21 protein-coding genes and 1 riboswitch are annotated in these 17,578 nt (G+C 64.6%); of the genes, 14 read left to right on the top strand and 7 right to left on the bottom strand.

Annotation, left to right across the window (positions count from 1 at the left end; all coding sequences use genetic code 11):
• Window positions 1-155: 155 nt before the first annotated feature.
• Window positions 156-785 carry a LysE family translocator gene (locus tag RB623_RS29700; protein WP_308060827.1) on the top strand — a complete coding sequence of 210 codons (630 nt, stop codon included), beginning with the start codon at window positions 156-158 and terminating at the stop codon, window positions 783-785.
• Between the two features lie 3 nt (window positions 786-788).
• On the opposite strand, the gene RB623_RS29695 is transcribed toward RB623_RS29700, so the two are convergent.
• A complete protein-coding gene (locus RB623_RS29695) occupies window positions 789-1,229 on the bottom strand; it encodes a PaaI family thioesterase (RefSeq protein WP_308060825.1) in 441 nt (146 codons plus the stop codon).
• 124 nt (window positions 1,230-1,353) lie between these two features.
• Between RB623_RS29695 and RB623_RS29690 the strand changes: the two genes are divergently transcribed.
• Window positions 1,354-2,175, top strand: coding sequence for an enoyl-CoA hydratase (locus tag RB623_RS29690; RefSeq protein WP_308060824.1), 822 nt, complete (start codon window positions 1,354-1,356; stop codon window positions 2,173-2,175).
• A 10-nt stretch (window positions 2,176-2,185) separates the two neighbouring features.
• Here RB623_RS29690 and RB623_RS29685 read toward each other — a convergent pair whose 3' ends face one another.
• Window positions 2,186-2,953, bottom strand: a complete 768-nt coding sequence (locus RB623_RS29685) for a hypothetical protein (protein WP_308060822.1) — start codon at window positions 2,951-2,953, stop codon at window positions 2,186-2,188.
• Between the two features lie 99 nt (window positions 2,954-3,052).
• Between RB623_RS29685 and RB623_RS29680 the strand changes: the two genes are divergently transcribed.
• The 5 genes from RB623_RS29680 (at window position 3,053) to RB623_RS29660 (ending at window position 7,620) form a co-directional block, all read left to right on the top strand.
• Entirely contained in the window at window positions 3,053-3,493 is a 441-nt protein-coding gene (locus tag RB623_RS29680) for a VOC family protein (RefSeq protein ID WP_308060820.1), read from the top strand.
• Window positions 3,494-3,563: 70 nt separating this feature from the next.
• Entirely contained in the window at window positions 3,564-4,085 is a 522-nt protein-coding gene (locus tag RB623_RS29675; protein WP_308060818.1) for a CoA-binding protein, read from the top strand.
• A 167-nt stretch (window positions 4,086-4,252) separates the two neighbouring features.
• A complete protein-coding gene (locus RB623_RS29670) occupies window positions 4,253-5,536 on the top strand; it encodes an O-acetylhomoserine aminocarboxypropyltransferase (RefSeq protein ID WP_308060817.1) in 1,284 nt (427 codons plus the stop codon).
• A gap of 145 nt (window positions 5,537-5,681) precedes the next feature.
• Window positions 5,682-6,029 (top strand): cupin domain-containing protein, encoded by a 348-nt coding sequence (locus RB623_RS29665; RefSeq protein WP_308060815.1) that lies wholly within the window; start codon window positions 5,682-5,684, stop codon window positions 6,027-6,029.
• Between the two features lie 181 nt (window positions 6,030-6,210).
• Window positions 6,211-7,620: an adenylate/guanylate cyclase domain-containing protein gene (locus RB623_RS29660; protein WP_308060814.1), complete on the top strand. Its 1,410-nt coding sequence runs from the start codon at window positions 6,211-6,213 to the stop codon at window positions 7,618-7,620.
• Window positions 7,621-7,635: 15 nt separating this feature from the next.
• Here the strand turns inward: RB623_RS29660 and RB623_RS29655 are convergent, their stop codons facing one another.
• Complete coding sequence (locus tag RB623_RS29655; RefSeq protein ID WP_308060812.1) at window positions 7,636-8,112, bottom strand: isoprenylcysteine carboxylmethyltransferase family protein; 477 nt, start codon at window positions 8,110-8,112, stop codon at window positions 7,636-7,638.
• Complete coding sequence (locus RB623_RS29650) at window positions 8,109-9,107, bottom strand: DUF1624 domain-containing protein (RefSeq protein WP_308060811.1); 999 nt, start codon at window positions 9,105-9,107, stop codon at window positions 8,109-8,111. Before RB623_RS29650 ends, RB623_RS29655 begins: the two co-directional genes overlap by 4 nt.
• A 281-nt stretch (window positions 9,108-9,388) precedes the next feature.
• Here RB623_RS29650 and RB623_RS29645 point away from each other — a divergent pair, with 281 nt between their 5' ends.
• Window positions 9,389-10,588, top strand: a complete 1,200-nt coding sequence (locus RB623_RS29645) for an MFS transporter (protein ID WP_308060809.1) — start codon at window positions 9,389-9,391, stop codon at window positions 10,586-10,588.
• On the opposite strand, the gene RB623_RS29640 is transcribed toward RB623_RS29645, so the two are convergent.
• A complete protein-coding gene (locus RB623_RS29640) occupies window positions 10,557-11,756 on the bottom strand; it encodes an aromatic ring-hydroxylating dioxygenase subunit alpha (protein ID WP_308060807.1) in 1,200 nt (399 codons plus the stop codon). The genes RB623_RS29645 and RB623_RS29640 overlap by 32 nt on opposite strands.
• A gap of 148 nt (window positions 11,757-11,904) precedes the next feature.
• Window positions 11,905-12,096: riboswitch (cobalamin riboswitch) on the top strand.
• A gap of 33 nt (window positions 12,097-12,129) precedes the next feature.
• Here RB623_RS29640 and RB623_RS29635 point away from each other — a divergent pair.
• The 4 genes from RB623_RS29635 to cobO are packed head-to-tail and all read left to right on the top strand — an operon-like array spanning window position 12,130 to window position 14,241.
• Window positions 12,130-12,300 carry a CbtB-domain containing protein gene (locus tag RB623_RS29635; RefSeq protein ID WP_308060805.1) on the top strand — a complete coding sequence of 57 codons (171 nt, stop codon included), beginning with the start codon at window positions 12,130-12,132 and terminating at the stop codon, window positions 12,298-12,300.
• Window positions 12,301-12,313: 13 nt separating this feature from the next.
• Complete coding sequence (locus RB623_RS29630) at window positions 12,314-13,117, top strand: CbtA family protein (protein ID WP_308060804.1); 804 nt, start codon at window positions 12,314-12,316, stop codon at window positions 13,115-13,117.
• A complete protein-coding gene (gene cobU, locus RB623_RS29625) occupies window positions 13,110-13,625 on the top strand; it encodes a bifunctional adenosylcobinamide kinase/adenosylcobinamide-phosphate guanylyltransferase (protein WP_308060802.1) in 516 nt (171 codons plus the stop codon). Before RB623_RS29630 ends, cobU begins: the two co-directional genes overlap by 8 nt.
• Window position 13,626: 1 nt before the next feature.
• On the top strand, window positions 13,627-14,241 hold the full coding sequence (gene cobO / locus RB623_RS29620) for a cob(I)yrinic acid a,c-diamide adenosyltransferase (RefSeq protein ID WP_308060800.1): 615 nt from the start codon (window positions 13,627-13,629) through the stop codon (window positions 14,239-14,241).
• Here cobO and RB623_RS29615 read toward each other — a convergent pair.
• Both RB623_RS29615 and cbiB read right to left on the bottom strand, forming a co-directional pair.
• Window positions 14,238-14,744 (bottom strand): class I SAM-dependent methyltransferase, encoded by a 507-nt coding sequence (locus tag RB623_RS29615; protein ID WP_308060799.1) that lies wholly within the window; start codon window positions 14,742-14,744, stop codon window positions 14,238-14,240. The two genes, cobO and RB623_RS29615, sit on opposite strands and share 4 nt — an antisense overlap.
• A 63-nt stretch (window positions 14,745-14,807) precedes the next feature.
• A complete protein-coding gene (gene cbiB, locus RB623_RS29610) occupies window positions 14,808-15,782 on the bottom strand; it encodes an adenosylcobinamide-phosphate synthase CbiB (protein WP_308060797.1) in 975 nt (324 codons plus the stop codon).
• Between cbiB and cobD the strand changes: the two genes are divergently transcribed.
• The gene (gene cobD, locus RB623_RS29605; protein ID WP_308060796.1) at window positions 15,781-16,836 is read left to right on the top strand and encodes a threonine-phosphate decarboxylase CobD; all 1,056 of its coding nucleotides are present in this window, start codon (window positions 15,781-15,783) and stop codon (window positions 16,834-16,836) included. The two genes, cbiB and cobD, sit on opposite strands and share 2 nt — an antisense overlap.
• Entirely contained in the window at window positions 16,833-17,342 is a 510-nt protein-coding gene (locus RB623_RS29600; RefSeq protein ID WP_308060795.1) for a tyrosine phosphatase family protein, read from the top strand. Before cobD ends, RB623_RS29600 begins: the two co-directional genes overlap by 4 nt.
• The last annotated feature ends 236 nt before the right edge of the window (window positions 17,343-17,578 follow it).

The raw sequence follows: 17,578 nt of genomic DNA, 5'->3' as shown, positions 1-17,578 counted from the left end.
CCGAGCCCGATGACGACTTCAACGTGACGTGAGTGAATGCCTCGTCCGCCGCCGGCGGACCGATCCGGCTTTAAGCCGTAACCCGAAGCCACCGCCTTTTAGGCGGTGGAGCATTCACGCTATGAGAGGGCGGAACGCGAAGCGGGACCAAAAGAATGCCATCGACCGAAGTCATGATAGCCTTTTTCGCGACCACGGCGATTTTTGCCTTCATTCCCGGTCCGGCCATGCTCTACGCCACGGCGCGCACGCTGGCCGGCGGGCGCTGGTCGGGACTGATGGCTTCGCTCGGCATCCATATCGGCGGTTATGTGCATGTGTTTGCTGCAGCGGCCGGCCTCTCGGTGCTGTTCCATGCCGTGCCGCCACTTTACATGGCGGTGAAGCTTGCGGGCGCGATCTACCTGATCTGGCTGGGCATTTCCCTGTTCCGCTCCAAGGCGCAGGGCGAGGTCGCGATGCCAGGCGCGGCGCCGAAATCTGCCCGCCGCGCCTTCCTTCAGAGCGTCACGGTCGAGGTGCTCAATCCGAAGACGGCGATCTTCTTCATGGCGTTCCTGCCGCAGTTCATCGATGCCTCGGGCGCGCCGGTGTGGATCCAGTTCGTCGTGCTCGGCACCATCGTCAACCTGATGTTTTCCTTCGCCGACATCGTCGGCGTTCTGTTGGCGAGCGCGGTGATGGCGAAGCTGCGGCAATCCAGCCGCGCGCAAAAACTGATGCAGCGGGCCGGCGGCGCGATCCTCGTCGGGCTCGGCGCACATCTGGCCTTGCAGCGGACCTGAGCGTCACCGCTTCGGCGGGATGGAATAGGTTCCGGTGGCGTGCGCCACAGTCTGGCCGTCGGCGACGATGTCGATGTCGAACACCATCAGGCTCTTGCCGAGCTTCAGGATGCGGCAATGGCCGTCGATCTGCCCGGCCGGCGCCTTGCGCATGAAGTTGATGTTGAGATTGGTGGTCACCGACAGTGCGTCCGGTCCTGCGTGGGAGAGCACGCAGACATAGCCGCCAATGTCGGCCAGCGTGAACAGCGACGGTCCCGACACCGTGTTGCCGGGCCTGAGATGCCGCTCGTCAGCGTTGAGCCGCACCGTGCAGCCGCCCGGAAAAACCTCGACCGCCTCGTAGAAGCGGAGCCCATCGTTGAGCTGCGGATAGATTTTTGCCAGCAGTTCGTTGATTTCGGCGACGGTCATCACCGGGGTGAGCGCTGTCTGTACCGGCATTGTTTCTCCGTGATCGTGCCTTTGAAAACTTTAAGTAGGGCCGAGAAAATACCGGACGGCCCTGTCAATCAATCCGCCGGACCGCTATTTTCGCATGGGACAGCAGCCAGCCACGGAGACCGACATGGCCGAGATCGTCGCGATCAGACAGACCGTTGCCGAAGGACCGGTGACTGCCCAGTTCGAGGGCGGCGTGTTGCGCGTCACGCTCACCAACCCGCCCGCCAACGCGCTGTCGCTTGCCGCGATGGCCGACTTGCAGTCGGAACTCGACCGCGGCGCCAACGATGCGGCGGTCCGCGCAATCGTGATCGCCGCTTCGGGAAAGGTCTTTTCCGGCGGCCACGATCTGAAGGAGATGAACGCGCACCGCGCCGACGCCGACGGCGGCCGGGCGTTCTTCGAAAAGACATTCGACGTCTGCTCGCGGCTGATGCAGTCGATCGTCAGGCATCCGAGGCCGGTGATCGCCGAGGTCGACGGCATCGCCACTGCCGCCGGCTGCCAACTCGTCGCCTCCTGCGACCTGGCGATCGCCTCGGATCGGGCGCGATTCGGGGTCAACGGCATCGATGTCGGACTGTTCTGCTCGACGCCGGGCGTGGCGCTGGCGCGCGGCCTGAAGCCGAAGCACGCGATGGAAATGCTGCTGACCGGCGAGATGATCGACGCCGCGACAGCGCGCGAATTCGGCCTCGTCAACCGCGTCGTGCCGCCCGAATACTTGACGCAGGTCGTGACGAAATACGCGCAAACCATTGCGTCGAAATCGCCTTCGACCATCAAACTCGGCAAGGAGGCTTTCTACCGGCAGGCCGAGATGGGGCTCGCCGAGGCTTATGACTATGCGGCGCGCGTGATGGTCGACAACATGCTGGCGCGCGACGCCGAGGAAGGCATCAGCGCCTTCATCGGCAAGCGCGACCCGAAATGGACGGGAGAGTAGGAGGAACCTCCTACTTCAACGCGCAAAGCCCCGAACACTCCCGGCTGTTCATGGCGTTCATGAATTCGTTGATCAACGATTCGGCCTCGGGGGGCGTGTTGAGCAGGCTCTGCATGGCCGCCTGCGAGATGCTGTCGCGGTCGACGTCGGGCAGGATGGCGGAGATGTAGGGCGCTGCCTCGGCGATGGCGTCGGCCAAAAGGATCTTGTTTTCCTTGCTGTAACGCGGGTTCTGCAAGAGCGTGATGACGCCCGACACCATCTGGCTGACGCCAAGCCGGAGTTTTGCCAGTCCCGCCTTGCGCTCCTCAGGCACTGCGCCGCCGGGCGCGGTGGCCACGTAGTCGTTCAGCGCCTGGGCGATGGCGCCGCCGGCGACCACCATCTCGACGGCCAGCCGCGACAGTTCGTCCTGGAAATTGAACTCGTTGTCGGCGGCGGCGCCGGCCGGATCCTTGAAGCCGATATAGACCTTTGTCAGGCCGAAATAGCCGCTGAACACCGACAGAAGCGTCTCGACATCGGCCGCCTTGTAAGGATGTTCGCCAAGGATCTTCTCGCGGTCGAACAGCGCGTCGAAGACGGGCTTCGCCGCCGGATCGGCAAGTCGCGGCGGCCTGTTCTTCGCTGCCTCGGCCTTGGCCAGCACATCGAAGCGGGCGACCGCCTCGCTCATCGTCGCTTGCGCGCCTGCGGCCAGGTCGGCGCTCGCCGGCGCGGACGACATGGCGATGAAAAACGCAAGCGGCAACGCGTATTGCAACAGTTTCCTGCGCATGTAGTTTCTCTCCCAAATGCGGTGCCAGCGCGATGTGAGCGCATCGGGCGGCCGATTGCAACCCGGCCAAATGGCTGAGTTTCGGAACGGGAGAAAACCATGGAACCGCGGATTTCGATCGTCACGCTGGGTGTCGAGGACCTGGACCGCGCCGTGCGCTTCTATGAAGCCATGGGATTGAAGCGCAACCAGCGGGTCACCGACGGCGTCGCCTTCTTCCAGATGGGCGGAACGATCCTGGCGCTGTGGTTCCGGGAGGAACTCGCCAAGGATGCCGGGCTGGATGGCCTGCCGCTTGCGAATGTCGGGACCGCCCGGCCGGCCTCGGCCCTCGCCTATAACACCCGCTCCGACGACGAGGTCGGCGCGGTGCTGGAGCGGGCGAAGGCGGCCGGCGGCGCGATCGTCAAGCCGGCGCAAAAAGCCTTCTGGGGCGGCTGGTACGGCTATTTTGCCGATACCGAGGGCAATCTGTGGGAGGTCGCCCACAATCCGGATTTCCCGATCGATGCCGAAGGCAACATCTCGCTGCCGGTGTGACATGGCCTATGCGCGAATTCCGCGCTGGCCCGGATGCCTTCCTCGCCGAACCCCTATATGAAGGCGAGCCATGAACCACGATTCCTATTCCAACGACTACATTGCCGGCATCCTGAACACGGTGAAGTCGGTCGCCATCGTCGGCGCTTCGGCCAATGACGTGCGGCCGAGCTTCTTCGTCACGAAATATTTGATCGACAAGGGTTTTACCGTCTATCCGATCAACCCGGGACATGCCGGCAAGGAAATCCTCGGCCGCATGACCTATGCGAAGCTGGCGGACGTGCCGGAGCCGATCGACATGGTCGACATCTTTCGCGCCTCGGCCGCCGTTCCGCCGATCGTAGACGACGTGCTGGCGCTGAGACCGCTGCCGAAGGTGATCTGGATGCAACTCACCGTGCGCCACGACGATGCGGCGGCGAAGGCCGAGGCGGCCGGCATGAAGGTCGTCATGAACCGCTGTCCGAAGATCGAATACGGTCGGCTTTCGGGCGAGATCGGCTGGAACGGCGTCAACAGCCGGGTGCTGTCGTCGAAGAAGCCGATCATGCGCCAGGGTTTTCAGAGTTTTGGCGTGCGGGCGAAATAGGCGCCGCCATCACGTCAGGCAGGCAAAAGAAATCTTTCCAAAACCTTTGCGAAATTGGCTGGCGCAGCGTCTTTCGATTGACGCGTGGGGAATTTTCTTCTTTGCATTCGCGCCGACGGGTAGCCAAACATAGTCCGGTTTTCCAAAAGCAGTTCTGGAGAGGAAACATGTCTCAGCGCACACCGGGGTTCAACACGCTGGCCGTTCACGCCGGCGCAAAGCCCGATCCGGCAACCGGCGCCCGCGCCACGCCGATCTATCAGACGACATCCTACGTTTTCGACGATGCCGACCACGCCGCGTCGCTGTTCGGGCTGAAGGCCTTCGGCAACATCTACACACGCATCATGAACCCGACGCAGGCGGTGCTGGAGGAGCGCGTCGCCGCGCTCGAGGGCGGCACGGCCGCGCTTGCGGTGGCCTCCGGCCACGCCGCGCAGATGCTGGTGTTCCACACCATCATGCGGCCGGGCGACAATTTCGTCGCGGCGCGAAGGCTTTATGGCGGCTCGATCAACCAGTTCGGCCATGCCTTCAAGAATTTCGGCTGGGAGGTGCGCTGGGCCGACACGCGCGACGTGCCGAGCTTCGAGGCGCAGATCGACGACAAGACGCGCGCCATCTTCGTCGAAAGCCTTGCCAATCCCAACGGTGAGTTCGTCGACCTCGAAGCCATCGGCAACATCGCGCGCAAGCACGGCATTCCGCTGATCGTCGACAATACGCTGGCGACGCCCTACCTCGTGCGGCCGATCGAGCACGGCGCCGACATCGTCGTGCATTCGCTGACCAAATTTATCGGCGGCCACGGCAATTCGATCGGCGGCGTGATCGTCGACGGCGGCACCTTCGACTGGTCCAAGTCCGGCAACTATCCGATGCTGTCGGAGCCGCGCCCCGAATATGGCGGTATCGTGCTGCACGAGACGTTCGGCAATTTTGCCTTCGCCATCGCCGCGCGCGTGCTCGGCTTGCGCGATTTCGGCCCGGCCATCTCGCCGTTCAACGCCTTCCTGATCCTCACCGGACTGGAGACGCTGCCGCTGAGGATGCAGCGCCATTGCGACAACGCGCAGGCGGTCGCCGAATATCTGTCGAAACATGCCAAGATCGCATGGGTATCCTATCCGGGCCTGCCGGACGACCCGAACGCGGCGCTGGCGAAAAAATACTCGCCGAACGGCGCCGGCGCGGTGTTCACCTTCGGGCTGAAAGGCGGCTACGACGCTGGCGTGAAATTTGTCGAGGCGCTGGAACTGTTCTCGCATCTGGCCAATGTCGGCGACACAAAATCGCTGGTGATCCACCCGGCCTCGACCACCCACCGCCAGCTCTCCGACGAGCAGAAGGTCGCCGCCGGCGCCGGGCCGGACACGGTTCGCCTATCGGTCGGCATCGAGGACGCCGCCGACATCATCGCCGACCTGGAGCAGGCTCTGGCCAAGGCCTGACGTTCCCGTGGCCGGGGCGGATGGATTCCCGCACCGGCCGCTTCACGGCGCTGTCGTCCTTCGGCTCCTGGCGCGCAATCCGGCTGCGCGGTTGCGGCGCGGGGCGACAAGGCCGATAGTCGCCCGGCCGCAAGCGAGGTTTTCCATGCCGTCAAAGTTTCTTGCCGTCTCGGCCAACACGGTCCAGCCGGAGGAGGGTGGGCCCGCACCCGACCGGGTCATTTCCGGCGATCCGAAATTCCGCTCCTGGAACGTCGACGAGCAGCCGCATGGGCTCTATGCAGGCATCTGGGAAGCGACGCCGGGCAAATGGTACATCCAGTACGACGAGTGGGAGTTCTGCCACATTCTGTCCGGCGTCTCGATCATCTCGGAAGAGGGCGGCAAGGCCCGGACCGTGACCGCCGGCGACAGTTTTGTCCTGCAGCCCGGTTTCAAGGGGACGTGGGAAGTGGTCGAGACCACGCGCAAGGAATACGTGATAAAGCTCTGAGACGGCTATGCCCGTCCGGCAGTGGGAGGGGGAGGAGTTCCTGCCAGCGGCCTGTCAGCAGCCCCTTGCCAACAAGTGACAAGACCGGCAGCGCGGGTGTAACTTTCGACCAACCGGAAATCTGTTGCAGGGCCGTCGGGATCGAAGTCGATCGGACCGCTGCCGGCCGTGGAGGCTGTCCATGAGCGAAATCAACGCGCTGTTCTCGCTATTGCGCAACGCCGGCGATCCCAAGGTCGCGGAGGCCATCGAGACGCTGGTCACGCAGGGCTCGGACCGGCAGCTCTGCCGGGTGAACGCGCTCGCCTTCGCCGAGCGCAACGGTCTTGACGAGGAGCGCGCCATAGCGGGGCTGCTGCACGCGGCATCGATCGGCATCTTCGATATCTCCTGGAACGTGCTGTGCCCCGGCTGCGGCGGCGTGCTCGATTCGAACGCGACGTTGAAGACCGTGGCGAGAGACGAATATGTGTGCTCGCTCTGCGCTGAAGGTTATTCGCCGACCCTGGACGAGATGGTCGAAGTCACCTTCACGGTGAGCCCCAGGGTGCGCCGGATCGCGGCTCACAGCCCGGAGGAATTGCCCCTCCTCGAATATTTGCGCCAGCTTTATTGGGGGTCGGGTGTCGACCTGCCCGAGGATGACTATGCCGAAACGATCGAAAGCATGGTGCTCGAACATGTCGAAATTCCCGCGGGCGAAAAGGTCGTCCTTTCGCTGCAACTGCCGAGTGAGTTCATCATTGTCTTCGAGTCCGTGACGCATTCGGTGCAGTTCATCGACGTGAAGGGAGAACCGACACGCGAAAGGCAGAACCTCTCGCTGGTCTATGACCGCGAGCACGTGGGCAGCCAGACGCTGGAAATGCGCCCCGGGCCGGTGCGGATCGCAATCGAGAATCGCAGCGGCAAACGGGTTCTGCCCGCCGTCTTCATCGCGGGGGATCCGCTGCACCATCTGCTCGCCCGGCGCCGCCCGTTCCTGACGGCCAAGCGGTTGCTCACCAACCAGACCTTCCGCGATCTCCACCGCACCGATACGGTCGCGGTCGACCAGCGGCTGAAGATCACCAGCCTGACCTTCCTGTTCACCGATCTGCGCGGCTCCACCGAACTCTACGAGCGTGTCGGCGACCTGAACGCCTTCGACATGGTGCGCGAGCATTTCCGGGTGCTCCAGGACATCGTCGCCGCCGAGGCGGGCGCTGTGGTCAAGACCATCGGCGACGCGGTGATGGCGACGTTTCCGACACCCGACCGGGCGGTGGCGGCGGCGCTGCGCATGCGCGAGGCCATGCAGGCCCTGAACCAGAAGAGCGGCCGTGAGGATCTGCTTCTGAAGATCGGCGTGCACGAGGGACCGTGCATCGCGGTGATGATGAACGACCAGCAGGACTATTTCGGGCAGACGGTCAACATCGCTTCCCGGGTACAGGGCCTTGCCACCGCGCAGTCGATCTTCGTCACCGGCGTGGTGATGGAGAACGAGAATTCGGCCGGCATTCTCAAGGCAAGGCAGTTGACCCCGGTGTCGCAGGACATGAGCCTGCGCGGCATCGAGCGCGAGGTGCGCATCTACGCCATACCGTAAGCGAGACGGAGGCGGCTACACCCAGCGGCGGACCCGCGCGGCATAATCGCGGTATTTCTTGCCGAAGCGGGCCGAGAGATGTCTTTCCTCAGGCTCGATGGTGAGTTTTTGGGTGACAAAGGCTGCGATCAGGCCGGCGAACAGGAACCAGACGCTGCCGACGATCAGGCCGATGCCCAGCGTGATCATGGCGTTGCCGAGATAGATCGGGTTGCGGGTGAAGGAGAACGGACCGGACGTGACCAGATGGTCCGACACCCGGTTAGGCTTGATGGTGGTATTGGCTTTGTGCATCACCCGCATCGCCGCGACGCCGGTGAAGACACCTGCCGCCGCCAGCAGCCAGCCGGCGGCGAACAATATGTCGGCCAGAGGTCCCTCGATCCACGGCAACGGGTAAAGCACGACGAGCACGATACCCGCCGCGATCGCCGTCAGATAAACGATCGGCGGCCAGGGCACGCGGTTGGGCGGGGAGAGGGACGTGGTCATGGCGCCGGGTCCTCAAGACTGTCGGTTTCGGCGTCGGCCGTGCACAGGCCGGCTGCGCCGGTCACACGGTCGCGCAACTCGTCGTCCATCTCGCCGGCCAGCACCTTCGGCAGGTCGCCGGACGCTTCGATATTGTCGAGCATGCACGCACAATAGCGCGCGCAGAAGGCTTCGTCTCGGGTCTGCTTGCAGCTCGCCTCGCACGAATAGCGGAAGCCGACTTCCGGCGTCTGCTGCGGGGCGGGAAACAGTTGCGCAAACAACCAGACGCAACCAATCAAAACCGGCTGGTGGATGAGGTAGAAGGCGAGGCTATGGCGGCCGATGAATTGCAGCGGCCGCGACCAGCGCCCTGGATGAAGGGCGGCGAGCAGCGCCGCCAGCCCGCCGTCGATCGCCAGCCTTGCCGCGGCGATGCCGAAAAGCACCGCGCCGAACCAGGGAAACAGCGGCACATAGTCGTTGGAGCGCGGATTGACCGGCGCCAGGCCGACCCACCACAGCGCGGGATGATCGAAGACCTCGGCCCGGAAGAACTGCGGGACGGCGACGACGGCGATCGCGACCACCAGCGTCAGCCTCCAGGGCAGGCGCAGGAACAAAAGCCCGAGCAGGCTCGCCAGCGCGATCTGGTGCAATATGCCGAAGAAGATGAAGGCGCCGGGGACGGCAAAAAAGGTGACGGCCGAGATCGCCGCCGCGGCGCTGGCGACCATGGCGAAGCGCCGCCAGAAGCTTGGCCAGCGGATGCCGCGCCCGTGCGCCAGCACCAGGCTGATGCCGACCAGGAACAGGAAGCTCGAGGCGATGCAGCGGGCAAACAGTTTCCAGCCGCCGAATCCCGTCGTGCCCGGAAGCACATAACCGAAGAATTCCAGATCCCAGGTGAAGTGGTAGATCGCCATGGCGACCAGCGCCATGCCGCGCGCCACGTCGAGCGCCTCGATCCGCCCCGTAGTGCCGGGCCGCAGCTGGGCGGTCTGGTCTGATGGCATGGGCGGCCGGCTCCAACGGTCTCGGGTAGCAAGGGCTATCACGGTCCGCAGTGATGGCGAAAGCGAAAGGGCCGACAATCCCGGACGAAGGCCAGCCGGATTCCGCAAGCGTTGCGGCCATCCTTGAGTCTGCCGGAACCTGCACTGCGAACCGTCAAACCATTGGACCACAAACGCTTTCCATGCCGGCCAGTGCGCCGGAGCGACGCCGAATCGTCGGTTTCCTGCTAACGCGCGGGCAGCAGCGCCCGCATTGTCGCGGCGGGTTTTTCGAGGCGCCGATGGCAACACAGGTCAGGCATCCGATCTGGCTTCCGGTCGTGCGTCCGGCGGGCGCGAAGACATTCGCCACGCTCTACGCGGTCGAATCCTTCGCCCGCGCCACGGTGTCGAGCGTCATCCCCATCCAGGCCTACGAGATACTGGCCAGCAAGCAGGGCGTGTCGATTCTCTACACGGTCGTCGCGCTGCTCGGGCTTTCCGCGACACTGTTCATGCCGATGCTGATCGGGCTGCTTTCGCGCCGCTGGGTCTACACGATCGGCACCTGCTTCCTGATGCTCGGCTCGGCGCTGTTCGTCACCCATACGTTGGCCGGGCAGGTGGGTGGCATGCTGCTGCGCGTCATGGGCGCAAGCGCGCTGGCGATCACGCTCAACCTCTACATCATGGACCACATCCGCAGAGCCGATGTGATGCAGTCCGAATCGCTGCGCATGGCCTGGTCGATGGCTGCCTGGACCGGCGGCCCGACGCTCGGCGTTTTCCTCTACACGCGCTTCGGCATCGTAGCGCCGCATCTGGTAGTCGTCGGCTTCGCGCTGACGCTGCTTGTCCTGTTCTGGTATTTCCGGCTCACCGACAACGCCCAGATCAGACCGGGCAGGACGCGCGCCGCAAATCCGCTCGTCAACGTCGGCCGCTTCGTGGCGCAGCCGCGATTGCGGCTCGCCTGGATGATCGCCTTCGGCCGCTCCTGTTTCTGGACGACGTTCTTCGTCTACGGACCGATCCTGATGGTGGCGACCGGGCAGGGCGAGCTTGCCGGCGGCCTGCTGGTGTCGGCCGGCAACGCGGTGCTGTTCACGGCCATCTGGTGGGGACGAATCGGCCGCCGGTTCGGTGCGCGCAACGTCATGGCGGCGAGTTTTTTCGCGCTGTCGCTGGTGCTTTGGGCGGCCGGATTTTGCGGCGAATCATTTCCGCTCGGAGCCGGCCTGCTGCTGCTGGTCGCCTCCTTCTTCGCCGTGGCGCTGGACGCGCTGGGCTCGACGCCCTTCATCCGTTCGGTGCGCGCCTATGAGCGGCCGGAGATGACGGCAGTCTACCGCACCTATCTCGACCTGTCGGAACTGCTGCCGCCGCTGGTCTATTCGGTCGTGCTGGCCTTCGCCGGCCTGGGCGCGGTGTTCGCCACGCTGGGCCTGTTCACGCTGGTCTGCGGCCTGGTCACGTGGCGCTATCTGCCGAAGTCGATGTAGCGGCCGTCTGGTGCGCGGCGCGCACCCATTCGTGGAAGCGATGCAGATCGTATTCCTCCGGCATCAGCACGCCGGCCCAATGCGGCCGGGCGCGCAGGCCGCGCTGGTTGACCTCGCATATGGCCGCGTCCTCCTCCAGCACGGTCTTGCCGAAGGAGACGATGTTGTCGAGCCCGCTGCCCTGTTCCGACAGCGCCTCGGGCAGGAACAGCCATTCGGCGGTGAGTTCCGTCTGCTCGGGGCCGAGCGGCACAAGGCGCACGGTGCGCACGTAGTCGACATGGCCGACGATAAACATGGATGGCAGGTTCATCGCGTAATTCTGGCCGGCGGCGCGCTCCAACTCGTTCAGGCCGTCGAAACGGTGGTTCAGCGCCGCGCCGTCCTGTGACCAGGTCTCGGCGCCGTGGCGCAGCCCGCCGGAATGTTGCGGCTCGTCATTGTCGGCATGCAGCGCCCATTCGGGATCGTCGTGGCGGGCCATCAGGCCACGCCCGTAAATCGGCACCAGCGCCGACAGGTGCCTGTGCACGCCGGGGCAATGCAGGCATTCGTTGAAGTTTTCCCAGAAGATTTTCCAGTTGCAGTTCATCACCTTGGTCAGCACGTGGCCGGTGACCAGGCCCTCCAGCGGCCAGTTGGACAGGTCGGCCGAATCGCGGTCGAAGGTGGAGGCCGGCGTGCCGGCCGGCTCGTCGGAAAGGTTGACGAAGACAAAGCCGTGCCATACCGACAGCGCTACGGGATAGAGTGGGTAGTCGGCCTTGTCGAAGCCCGCGGGCAGCGATTTCGACGGCACGCGCACGAGGTCGCCGCCGAGCGAATAGGACCAGGCGTGGTAGGGGCAGGTGAGCAGCCGCGCCTTCAGCCGGCCCTCAGTCTCGCGGCAGAGCTGCGAGCCGCGATGGCGGCAGGTGTTGTGGAAGGCGCGCAACTCGCCACGGTCGTCGCGCAGCACCAGCACCTGCTGCGTGCCGATGGAAAACACCCTGTAGGCCAGCGGCTGCGACAGGTCGGCCTCCCGGCAGACCATCAGCCAGTTTCGGTACCAGATCGCCTCGAGGTCGCGCTGGAATTCCGCCTCGTCCCAGTAGGCCGGGGAGGGCAGGGTGGGCTCGGCCGACCGCAGGCCGTTGTAAGGATCGCTCTTCACCGATTCAGGAGTCATCGCGTTCTCCATTTGTATGAACGGATACCTCGCATGCCATTTTGTCAACGGGCGGTTCGCCGGCGCAGTCCGGGGCTGCAAGGCGCCCGATGACGCAAACGGCGTGGAACGCGCCGGGATTTGGTTTGCCGAATGATGCATTTGCGCTTATGGTGAGCGCGTCGTCGGTTCCGACAGGAACCAAGAGGGAATGCGGTGCGGGTTTTTCCCAAAGCCGCGGCTGCCCCCGCAACTGTAAGCGGCGAGCCCACCCCGAAAGCCACTGAGGTTCGTCCTCGGGAAGGCGGGGCCGGGCGAGAACCCGCGAGCCAGGAGACCTGCCGGCGACAGGTTTGGATCAAGGGCCCTCGGGTGGAGGGCGGAAGGACATGGAATGAACACGACCTCTCTCACGCAGGTTTCGTCCTCGTCGCGCACGGGGCAATTGCTGCTAGCCGCGTTCCTCGGCGTCTTCATCGTCGGCGTCGTCGGCTTCTCGCATCTGGCGGTGGCGCACAATGCGGCGCACGACTACCGCCATTCGATGGCTTTCCCCTGCCACTGACGGGGGTTTCGACATGAACATCTTTCGTAACGTCGTGTTCACCGCGGCGGCCGCCGGGCTTTTGGCGAGCGTCGTCATGGCCGGCATGCAGGCCGTTTCCACCGATCCGCTGATCCTCAAGGCGGAAACCTATGAAAGTGTGGGAGGCGAGCCCGCCCATGACCATGCCGCGCATGATCACGGCACGGCCGCTACCGACGCCACGGCTCCTGCTGTGTCTGAAGCCGCGCCTGCCGCGTCCGAAAGCGCTCCCGTCGTTGCCGCGCATGAGCACGGCGAGGACGAATGGGCGCCGCAAGACGGTTTCGAGCGCTTCGTCTTCAACGTTCTCGCCAATCTCGTCAGCGGCTTTGGCTTCGCGCTGATCCTGGTCGCGGTATCGGAGTTCGCCGGCGGCATTTCGAGCTGGCGCTCGGGACTGCTGTGGGGTTTCGCCGGTTTTGCCGTGTTCACGCTCGCGCCCGGCCTCGGCCTGCCGCCGGAACTGCCGGCCATGCCGGCCGCCGATCTCGGCGCGCGGCAGGTCTGGTGGATATCGACCGTGGCCGCCACGGCCGCCGGGCTGGCGCTGATCGCTTTCCGGGGAACGGTTGTGCTGTCGATCGTCGGCGTGGCGTTGATCGTCGCGCCGCACATAGTCGGGGCGCCGCAGCCGGCCAGCCACGAATCGCCGATCCCGCCGGATCTGCACCACCAGTTCGTGGTCGCCTCGACCGTGACCAACCTGATCTTCTGGGTGCTGCTCGGCGGGCTGGTCGGCGCGCTGCGCTCGCGCTTCTTCGGCTCGAGCGGACTGGCGCGGAACCAGCTTGCCTGACCAGGCGTCGCTGACCTTCGTCCTCGGCGGCGCCCGCTCGGGAAAAAGCAGGCACGCCGAGGCGCTGGTGACAAACCGTCCTGCGCCGTGGACATACATCGCCACGGCGCAGGCCTTCGACGACGAGATGGCCGAGCGCATTGCACTCCACCGCGCCCGCAGGGCGGACGGCTGGCAGACGGTGGATGTGCCTCTCGACCTCGCCGGGGCGTTGCGCGCAGTCCAGGACGGCAGGCCGCTGCTGCTCGACTGCCTGACGCTCTGGCTTTCCAACCACATGCTGGCCGATCACGATGTGGAGGTGGAAAGCAATCGACTGGTTGAAGTCCTGACGCGGCCGCGCGGACCGTGGGTCGTGGTTTCCAACGAGGTCGGATTGGGCATCGTGCCGGACAATGCGCTGGCTAGACAATTTCGCGATGCCGCTGGCCGGCTGAACCAGGCTGTGGCGGCAGTCGCAGGCGAGGTCCTGTTCATGGTCGCCGGCCTGCCGATGCGGGTGAAATGAGATGAAGCCGATCGATGACGAGGAAGCCGCGCGCCACAAGGCGAAGATGGCCAAGCGCAAGGCCGTGCAGGATGCCGAGGTCGCCGGCAAGACCATCGAGAAGGGCCTGCTGATCGTCAACACCGGTCCCGGCAAGGGCAAGACCACGGCCGCTTTCGGGCTGGCGCTGCGCATGCTGGGTTATGGCAGGCGGGTCGGCGTCGTCCAGTTCGTCAAGGGCGCGTGGCACACCGGCGAAAGGGCGGCTTTCGCAGTTTTCGGCGACAAGGTCGTCTGGCATTCCATGGGCGAGGGGTTCACCTGGGAAACGCAGGATCTGAAGCGCGACGTGGCGGCGGCGCAAGCCGCCTGGGCGAAGGCGCTGGAACTGATGGCCGATCCGTCGATCAGCCTTCTGGTGCTCGACGAACTCAACATCGCGCTGCGCTACGACTATCTCGATCTCGAAGCCGTCGTCGCTGCCCTTAAAGGCCGTCGCGAAGATCTGCACGTCGTGGTGACCGGTCGCAACGCAAAGCCCGCGCTGGTCGAGGCGGCCGACCTCGTCACCGAGATGGGGGCGACGAAACACCATTTCGCGGCCGGCGTGAAGGCGCAGCAGGGCATAGAATTCTAGGTGCACTCCCGCCGGCGATACAGAAAATATCGCCCTTCCTGCGCGCCGTCAGGAAGCGGCAGTGGTTCGGCATCGTCGAAGTCGAGCGGAAGGTCGGATATGACGATTGCGCCGGGCACCAGCAGCGGCGGCAGCCGGGTCGCGAGCATGCTGGCGGTTTCGTCGTCCCGCTTGCGGTCGTAGGTCCCTAGGTCTGCATGGGCGAGGATGATGCGCCGCGCAAGGCGATCAGCCTGGGCGGCCAGCGTCTTGCCGATCTCGCCGACGATCAGGCGCTCCGGCGGCGGCCTGCAATCAGCGATGCAGTCGACCTCCCTGTCGAAGACAAAAATCTCGCGACCAGGAAGATGCCTGCGCATATGGTCGTAGGTGCGGCCGTGGCCGAGGCCGAGTTCCAGCACGAGGCCGGGCTTGCCGTCGATCGCGCCGAACGCCCAGGCGAGGCACTCATGCTGTGCCTGGAGACGGAAATAGAGCTTGTCGAGGCGCGTCAGGACATTCATGGCCGTCCCTCGTCATGGCGGTTGCGTCTGCCGGGCGATGCGTGGCCTGAACGCGCCGGATCGTCAGCGGCTCCAGCCGAACTGCACGAAGGCAATCAAGGCGCACAGCACAATCAGAAACGCATCCGCCACCCAGTAAAGTTTCAGCGCGCGGCGGATATCCTCTGCCGTCGCCTCGCGCCGCCCGCCTTCGCCCATGTAGGCGTCGTCGACCATGACGCCGCCATAGGAGCGAGGGCCGTTCAATGCCAGGCCGAGCGCGCCGGCGAAGGCCGCTTCCGGCCAGCCGGCATTGGGAGAGCGGTGTTTTCCGGCATCGTGCGCTACCGCGCGCCATGCGGCACGGGCATCGGCGCCGGGAATGAAAAGCGCAGCAAGTACAACAAGAAGAGCAGTGAGGCGCGAGGCCGGCAAATTGATCAGATCGTCGAAGCGCGCCGCGGCCCAGCCAAAGGCCTGATATTTCGGGGTTCGGTGGCCGATCATCGAATCGGCGGTGTTGGCGGCCTTGTACGCAGTGCCGCCGGCAAGCCCGCCGACCGAGAGCCAGAAGGCGGGGGCGACGACGCCGTCCGAAAAATTTTCGGCAAGGCTTTCGATCGCCGCGCGGCAGACGGCGGCCTCGTCGAGCTTTTCGGGGTCGCGCCCGACGATCATCGAAACCGCCTTGCGTCCGCCGGAAAGTCCTTCCCGATCAATCGCTTCGGCGACCGCCTTGACGTGGCTGGCAAGGCTGCGCTGGGCAAGCAGGCTGCTGGCAAGAATGGCGGTGACGAGCATGCCGAAGGGCAGGGCGATGAGCAGGGATTCCAGCACGAAAGAGAAGCCGGCGGGGATGCCGACCAGCAGAATCAAGGCGATACAGCCCAGAAAACGACGCGCCCTGTCGGAAGCGGAGGGGCGATTGAGCGTGCGGTCGAGCAGTGAGATGAGGTGGCCGATCCAGATGACGGGATGGCCGATTGCGCGAACGAGCCGGTCGGGATAACCGAAGGCCAGTTCCACCAGGAGCGACAGGAAGGCGAGCGGAGCGGACATGACGCCTGGGTTGGCGGAGAAAATCGGAGCGGTGGACGATCACGGCGGCAGCCTGGGCCGGGCGCGAGCGCTGTTTCCGCAAGCGCCGCAACCCTTTGTCGACCTTTCGACCGGGATCAATCCGCACTCCTATCCGCTTTTCGACCTGCCCGCCACCGCCTTTACCCGCCTGCCGGAAGCGGCACGGCTGGAAGAACTGAAACGGGTCGCAGCGAAAGCCTATGGCGTACCGGACGCGGCCAATGTGGCAGCCGCGCCGGGCACGCAGATCCTGCTGCCACTGGTGATGGCCCTGGTGCCGCCGGGTCGCGCGAAAGTGCTCGGACCGACCTATGCCGAGCATGCGCGCGCCGCCGCACTTGCCGGGCATGAGGTCGAAGAAGTCAACGATTTCAATGCCTTGTTTGAAGCCGATGTTGGGGTGATAGTCAATCCCAACAATCCGGACGGCAAGGTCATGGCGCGCCAGGAGCTTCTGGCGCTAGCCGAAAGACTGGCCGGGCGCGGCGGATTGCTGGTTGTCGACGAAGCCTTCATGGATGTCGGGCCGCGGGCGGAAAGCGTTGCGGGAGACGTTCGCCGACCGGGGCTGGTGGTGCTGCGGTCGTTCGGAAAATTCTTCGGCCTGGCCGGCGTTCGGCTTGGATTCGTGCTTGCCGAACAACAGCTTGCCGCAAGACTCGAAAGTGCATTGGGTCCTTGGGCGGTGAGTGGGCCGGCGCTCGAGATGGGAAACCGCGCCCTTGCTGACCTAAGGTGGCAGGAGACAATGCGCAGCCGACTTGCGGATGAGGCAGAAAGGCTCGACAAACTCTTGAAAAGGTTCGGCTTGTCCGTCACCGGCGGGACGACCCTCTACCGTCTCGTCGAGACGCCGGAGGCGCCAGAACTGTTCGAGGCACTGGGCAGGAGCGGCATCCTGGTTCGTAATTTCGGCTGGAGTTCTTCGGCCTTGCGCTTCGGATTGCCGGGCGACGAGGCGGCCTGGAAGCGGCTGAAGCAGGCGTTGACCGCCTGGCGAAACCAAAACGATTTCAAGGAGTTGGCGTCATGATTTATGTCTGCCCATTGTCGAGGATCGACGAGACTGTGTCGCTCACCGGCGCCGAATGGATGCTGTCGCTTTTGTCGGAAGGCACGATGGTGACAAGGCCAGCGGCGATTCTCGCCGACCGGCATCTGCATTTGAAGATGCACGACATAGCCGAGGCGCAGGAGGGTTTTACGCTGCCGGGCGAGGAACATGTGCGCTCGCTGATCGATTTCGGGCATGCGTGGGATCGCCGCAAGCCATTGATTATCCACTGTTTTGCCGGCATCAGCCGATCGACGGCGAGCGCATATATCATTGCGGCGGCGTTGGTGCCGGAGCGGGACGAGGCGGAACTGGCGGCGACGCTGCGAAAGCTGTCGCCGTCGGCGACGCCCAATCCGCGGCTGATTTCGCTGGCGGATCAAATGCTTGGGCGCGAAAATCGGATGGTCGAGGCGGTCAAATCGATCGGGCGTGGCGCGGATGCCGGGGAAGGCGTGCCGTTCGGGTTGAAGCTCGAAGCCTGAGCGCGAAAAGCCCGGAATTCCGGGCTTTTTGACCACCTGGCGAGACGTCTTCGAAAGTGCGTGAAGTCCGGAAGTTTTAGCCTTTTCAACGGCTTATGCAGGCGCCAGGCAATTTTGCCACACTACACGACTCTGTTTGGTTTGAGTTTTTTGGGCAGTCGTTTCCAGATCGTGTCCCAGGCTTGTGTTGCGCGGGGTGGGTCGGTTTGAAGCCAGTTGCGCAGGGTGTCGAATCC

This window comes from Mesorhizobium sp. LHD-90 (assembly GCF_030929505.1).
In the GTDB taxonomy this organism is placed as follows: Bacteria; Pseudomonadota; Alphaproteobacteria; order Rhizobiales; family Rhizobiaceae; genus Kumtagia.
This window is presented reverse-complemented; position numbering and strand designations above follow the sequence as displayed.

Excerpts from the sequence above, each read along its gene's own strand:
- RB623_RS29700 (WP_308060827.1), top strand. The coding sequence starts at position 156 with ATGCCATCGACCGAAGTCATGATAGCCTTTTTCGCGACCACGGCGATT.
- RB623_RS29695 (WP_308060825.1), bottom strand. The coding sequence starts at position 1,229 with ATGCCGGTACAGACAGCGCTCACCCCGGTGATGACCGTCGCCGAAATC.
- RB623_RS29690 (WP_308060824.1), top strand. The coding sequence starts at position 1,354 with ATGGCCGAGATCGTCGCGATCAGACAGACCGTTGCCGAAGGACCGGTG.
- RB623_RS29685 (WP_308060822.1), bottom strand. The coding sequence starts at position 2,953 with ATGCGCAGGAAACTGTTGCAATACGCGTTGCCGCTTGCGTTTTTCATC.
- RB623_RS29680 (WP_308060820.1), top strand. The coding sequence starts at position 3,053 with ATGGAACCGCGGATTTCGATCGTCACGCTGGGTGTCGAGGACCTGGAC.
- RB623_RS29675 (WP_308060818.1), top strand. The coding sequence starts at position 3,564 with ATGAACCACGATTCCTATTCCAACGACTACATTGCCGGCATCCTGAAC.
- RB623_RS29670 (WP_308060817.1), top strand. The coding sequence starts at position 4,253 with ATGTCTCAGCGCACACCGGGGTTCAACACGCTGGCCGTTCACGCCGGC.
- RB623_RS29665 (WP_308060815.1), top strand. The coding sequence starts at position 5,682 with ATGCCGTCAAAGTTTCTTGCCGTCTCGGCCAACACGGTCCAGCCGGAG.
- RB623_RS29660 (WP_308060814.1), top strand. The coding sequence starts at position 6,211 with ATGAGCGAAATCAACGCGCTGTTCTCGCTATTGCGCAACGCCGGCGAT.
- RB623_RS29655 (WP_308060812.1), bottom strand. The coding sequence starts at position 8,112 with ATGACCACGTCCCTCTCCCCGCCCAACCGCGTGCCCTGGCCGCCGATC.
- RB623_RS29650 (WP_308060811.1), bottom strand. The coding sequence starts at position 9,107 with ATGCCATCAGACCAGACCGCCCAGCTGCGGCCCGGCACTACGGGGCGG.
- RB623_RS29645 (WP_308060809.1), top strand. The coding sequence starts at position 9,389 with ATGGCAACACAGGTCAGGCATCCGATCTGGCTTCCGGTCGTGCGTCCG.
- RB623_RS29640 (WP_308060807.1), bottom strand. The coding sequence starts at position 11,756 with ATGACTCCTGAATCGGTGAAGAGCGATCCTTACAACGGCCTGCGGTCG.
- RB623_RS29635 (WP_308060805.1), top strand. The coding sequence starts at position 12,130 with ATGAACACGACCTCTCTCACGCAGGTTTCGTCCTCGTCGCGCACGGGG.
- RB623_RS29630 (WP_308060804.1), top strand. The coding sequence starts at position 12,314 with ATGAACATCTTTCGTAACGTCGTGTTCACCGCGGCGGCCGCCGGGCTT.
- cobO (WP_308060800.1), top strand. The coding sequence starts at position 13,627 with ATGAAGCCGATCGATGACGAGGAAGCCGCGCGCCACAAGGCGAAGATG.
- RB623_RS29615 (WP_308060799.1), bottom strand. The coding sequence starts at position 14,744 with ATGAATGTCCTGACGCGCCTCGACAAGCTCTATTTCCGTCTCCAGGCA.
- cobD (WP_308060796.1), top strand. The coding sequence starts at position 15,781 with ATGACGCCTGGGTTGGCGGAGAAAATCGGAGCGGTGGACGATCACGGC.
- cbiB (WP_308060797.1), bottom strand. The coding sequence starts at position 15,782 with ATGTCCGCTCCGCTCGCCTTCCTGTCGCTCCTGGTGGAACTGGCCTTC.
- RB623_RS29600 (WP_308060795.1), top strand. The coding sequence starts at position 16,833 with ATGATTTATGTCTGCCCATTGTCGAGGATCGACGAGACTGTGTCGCTC.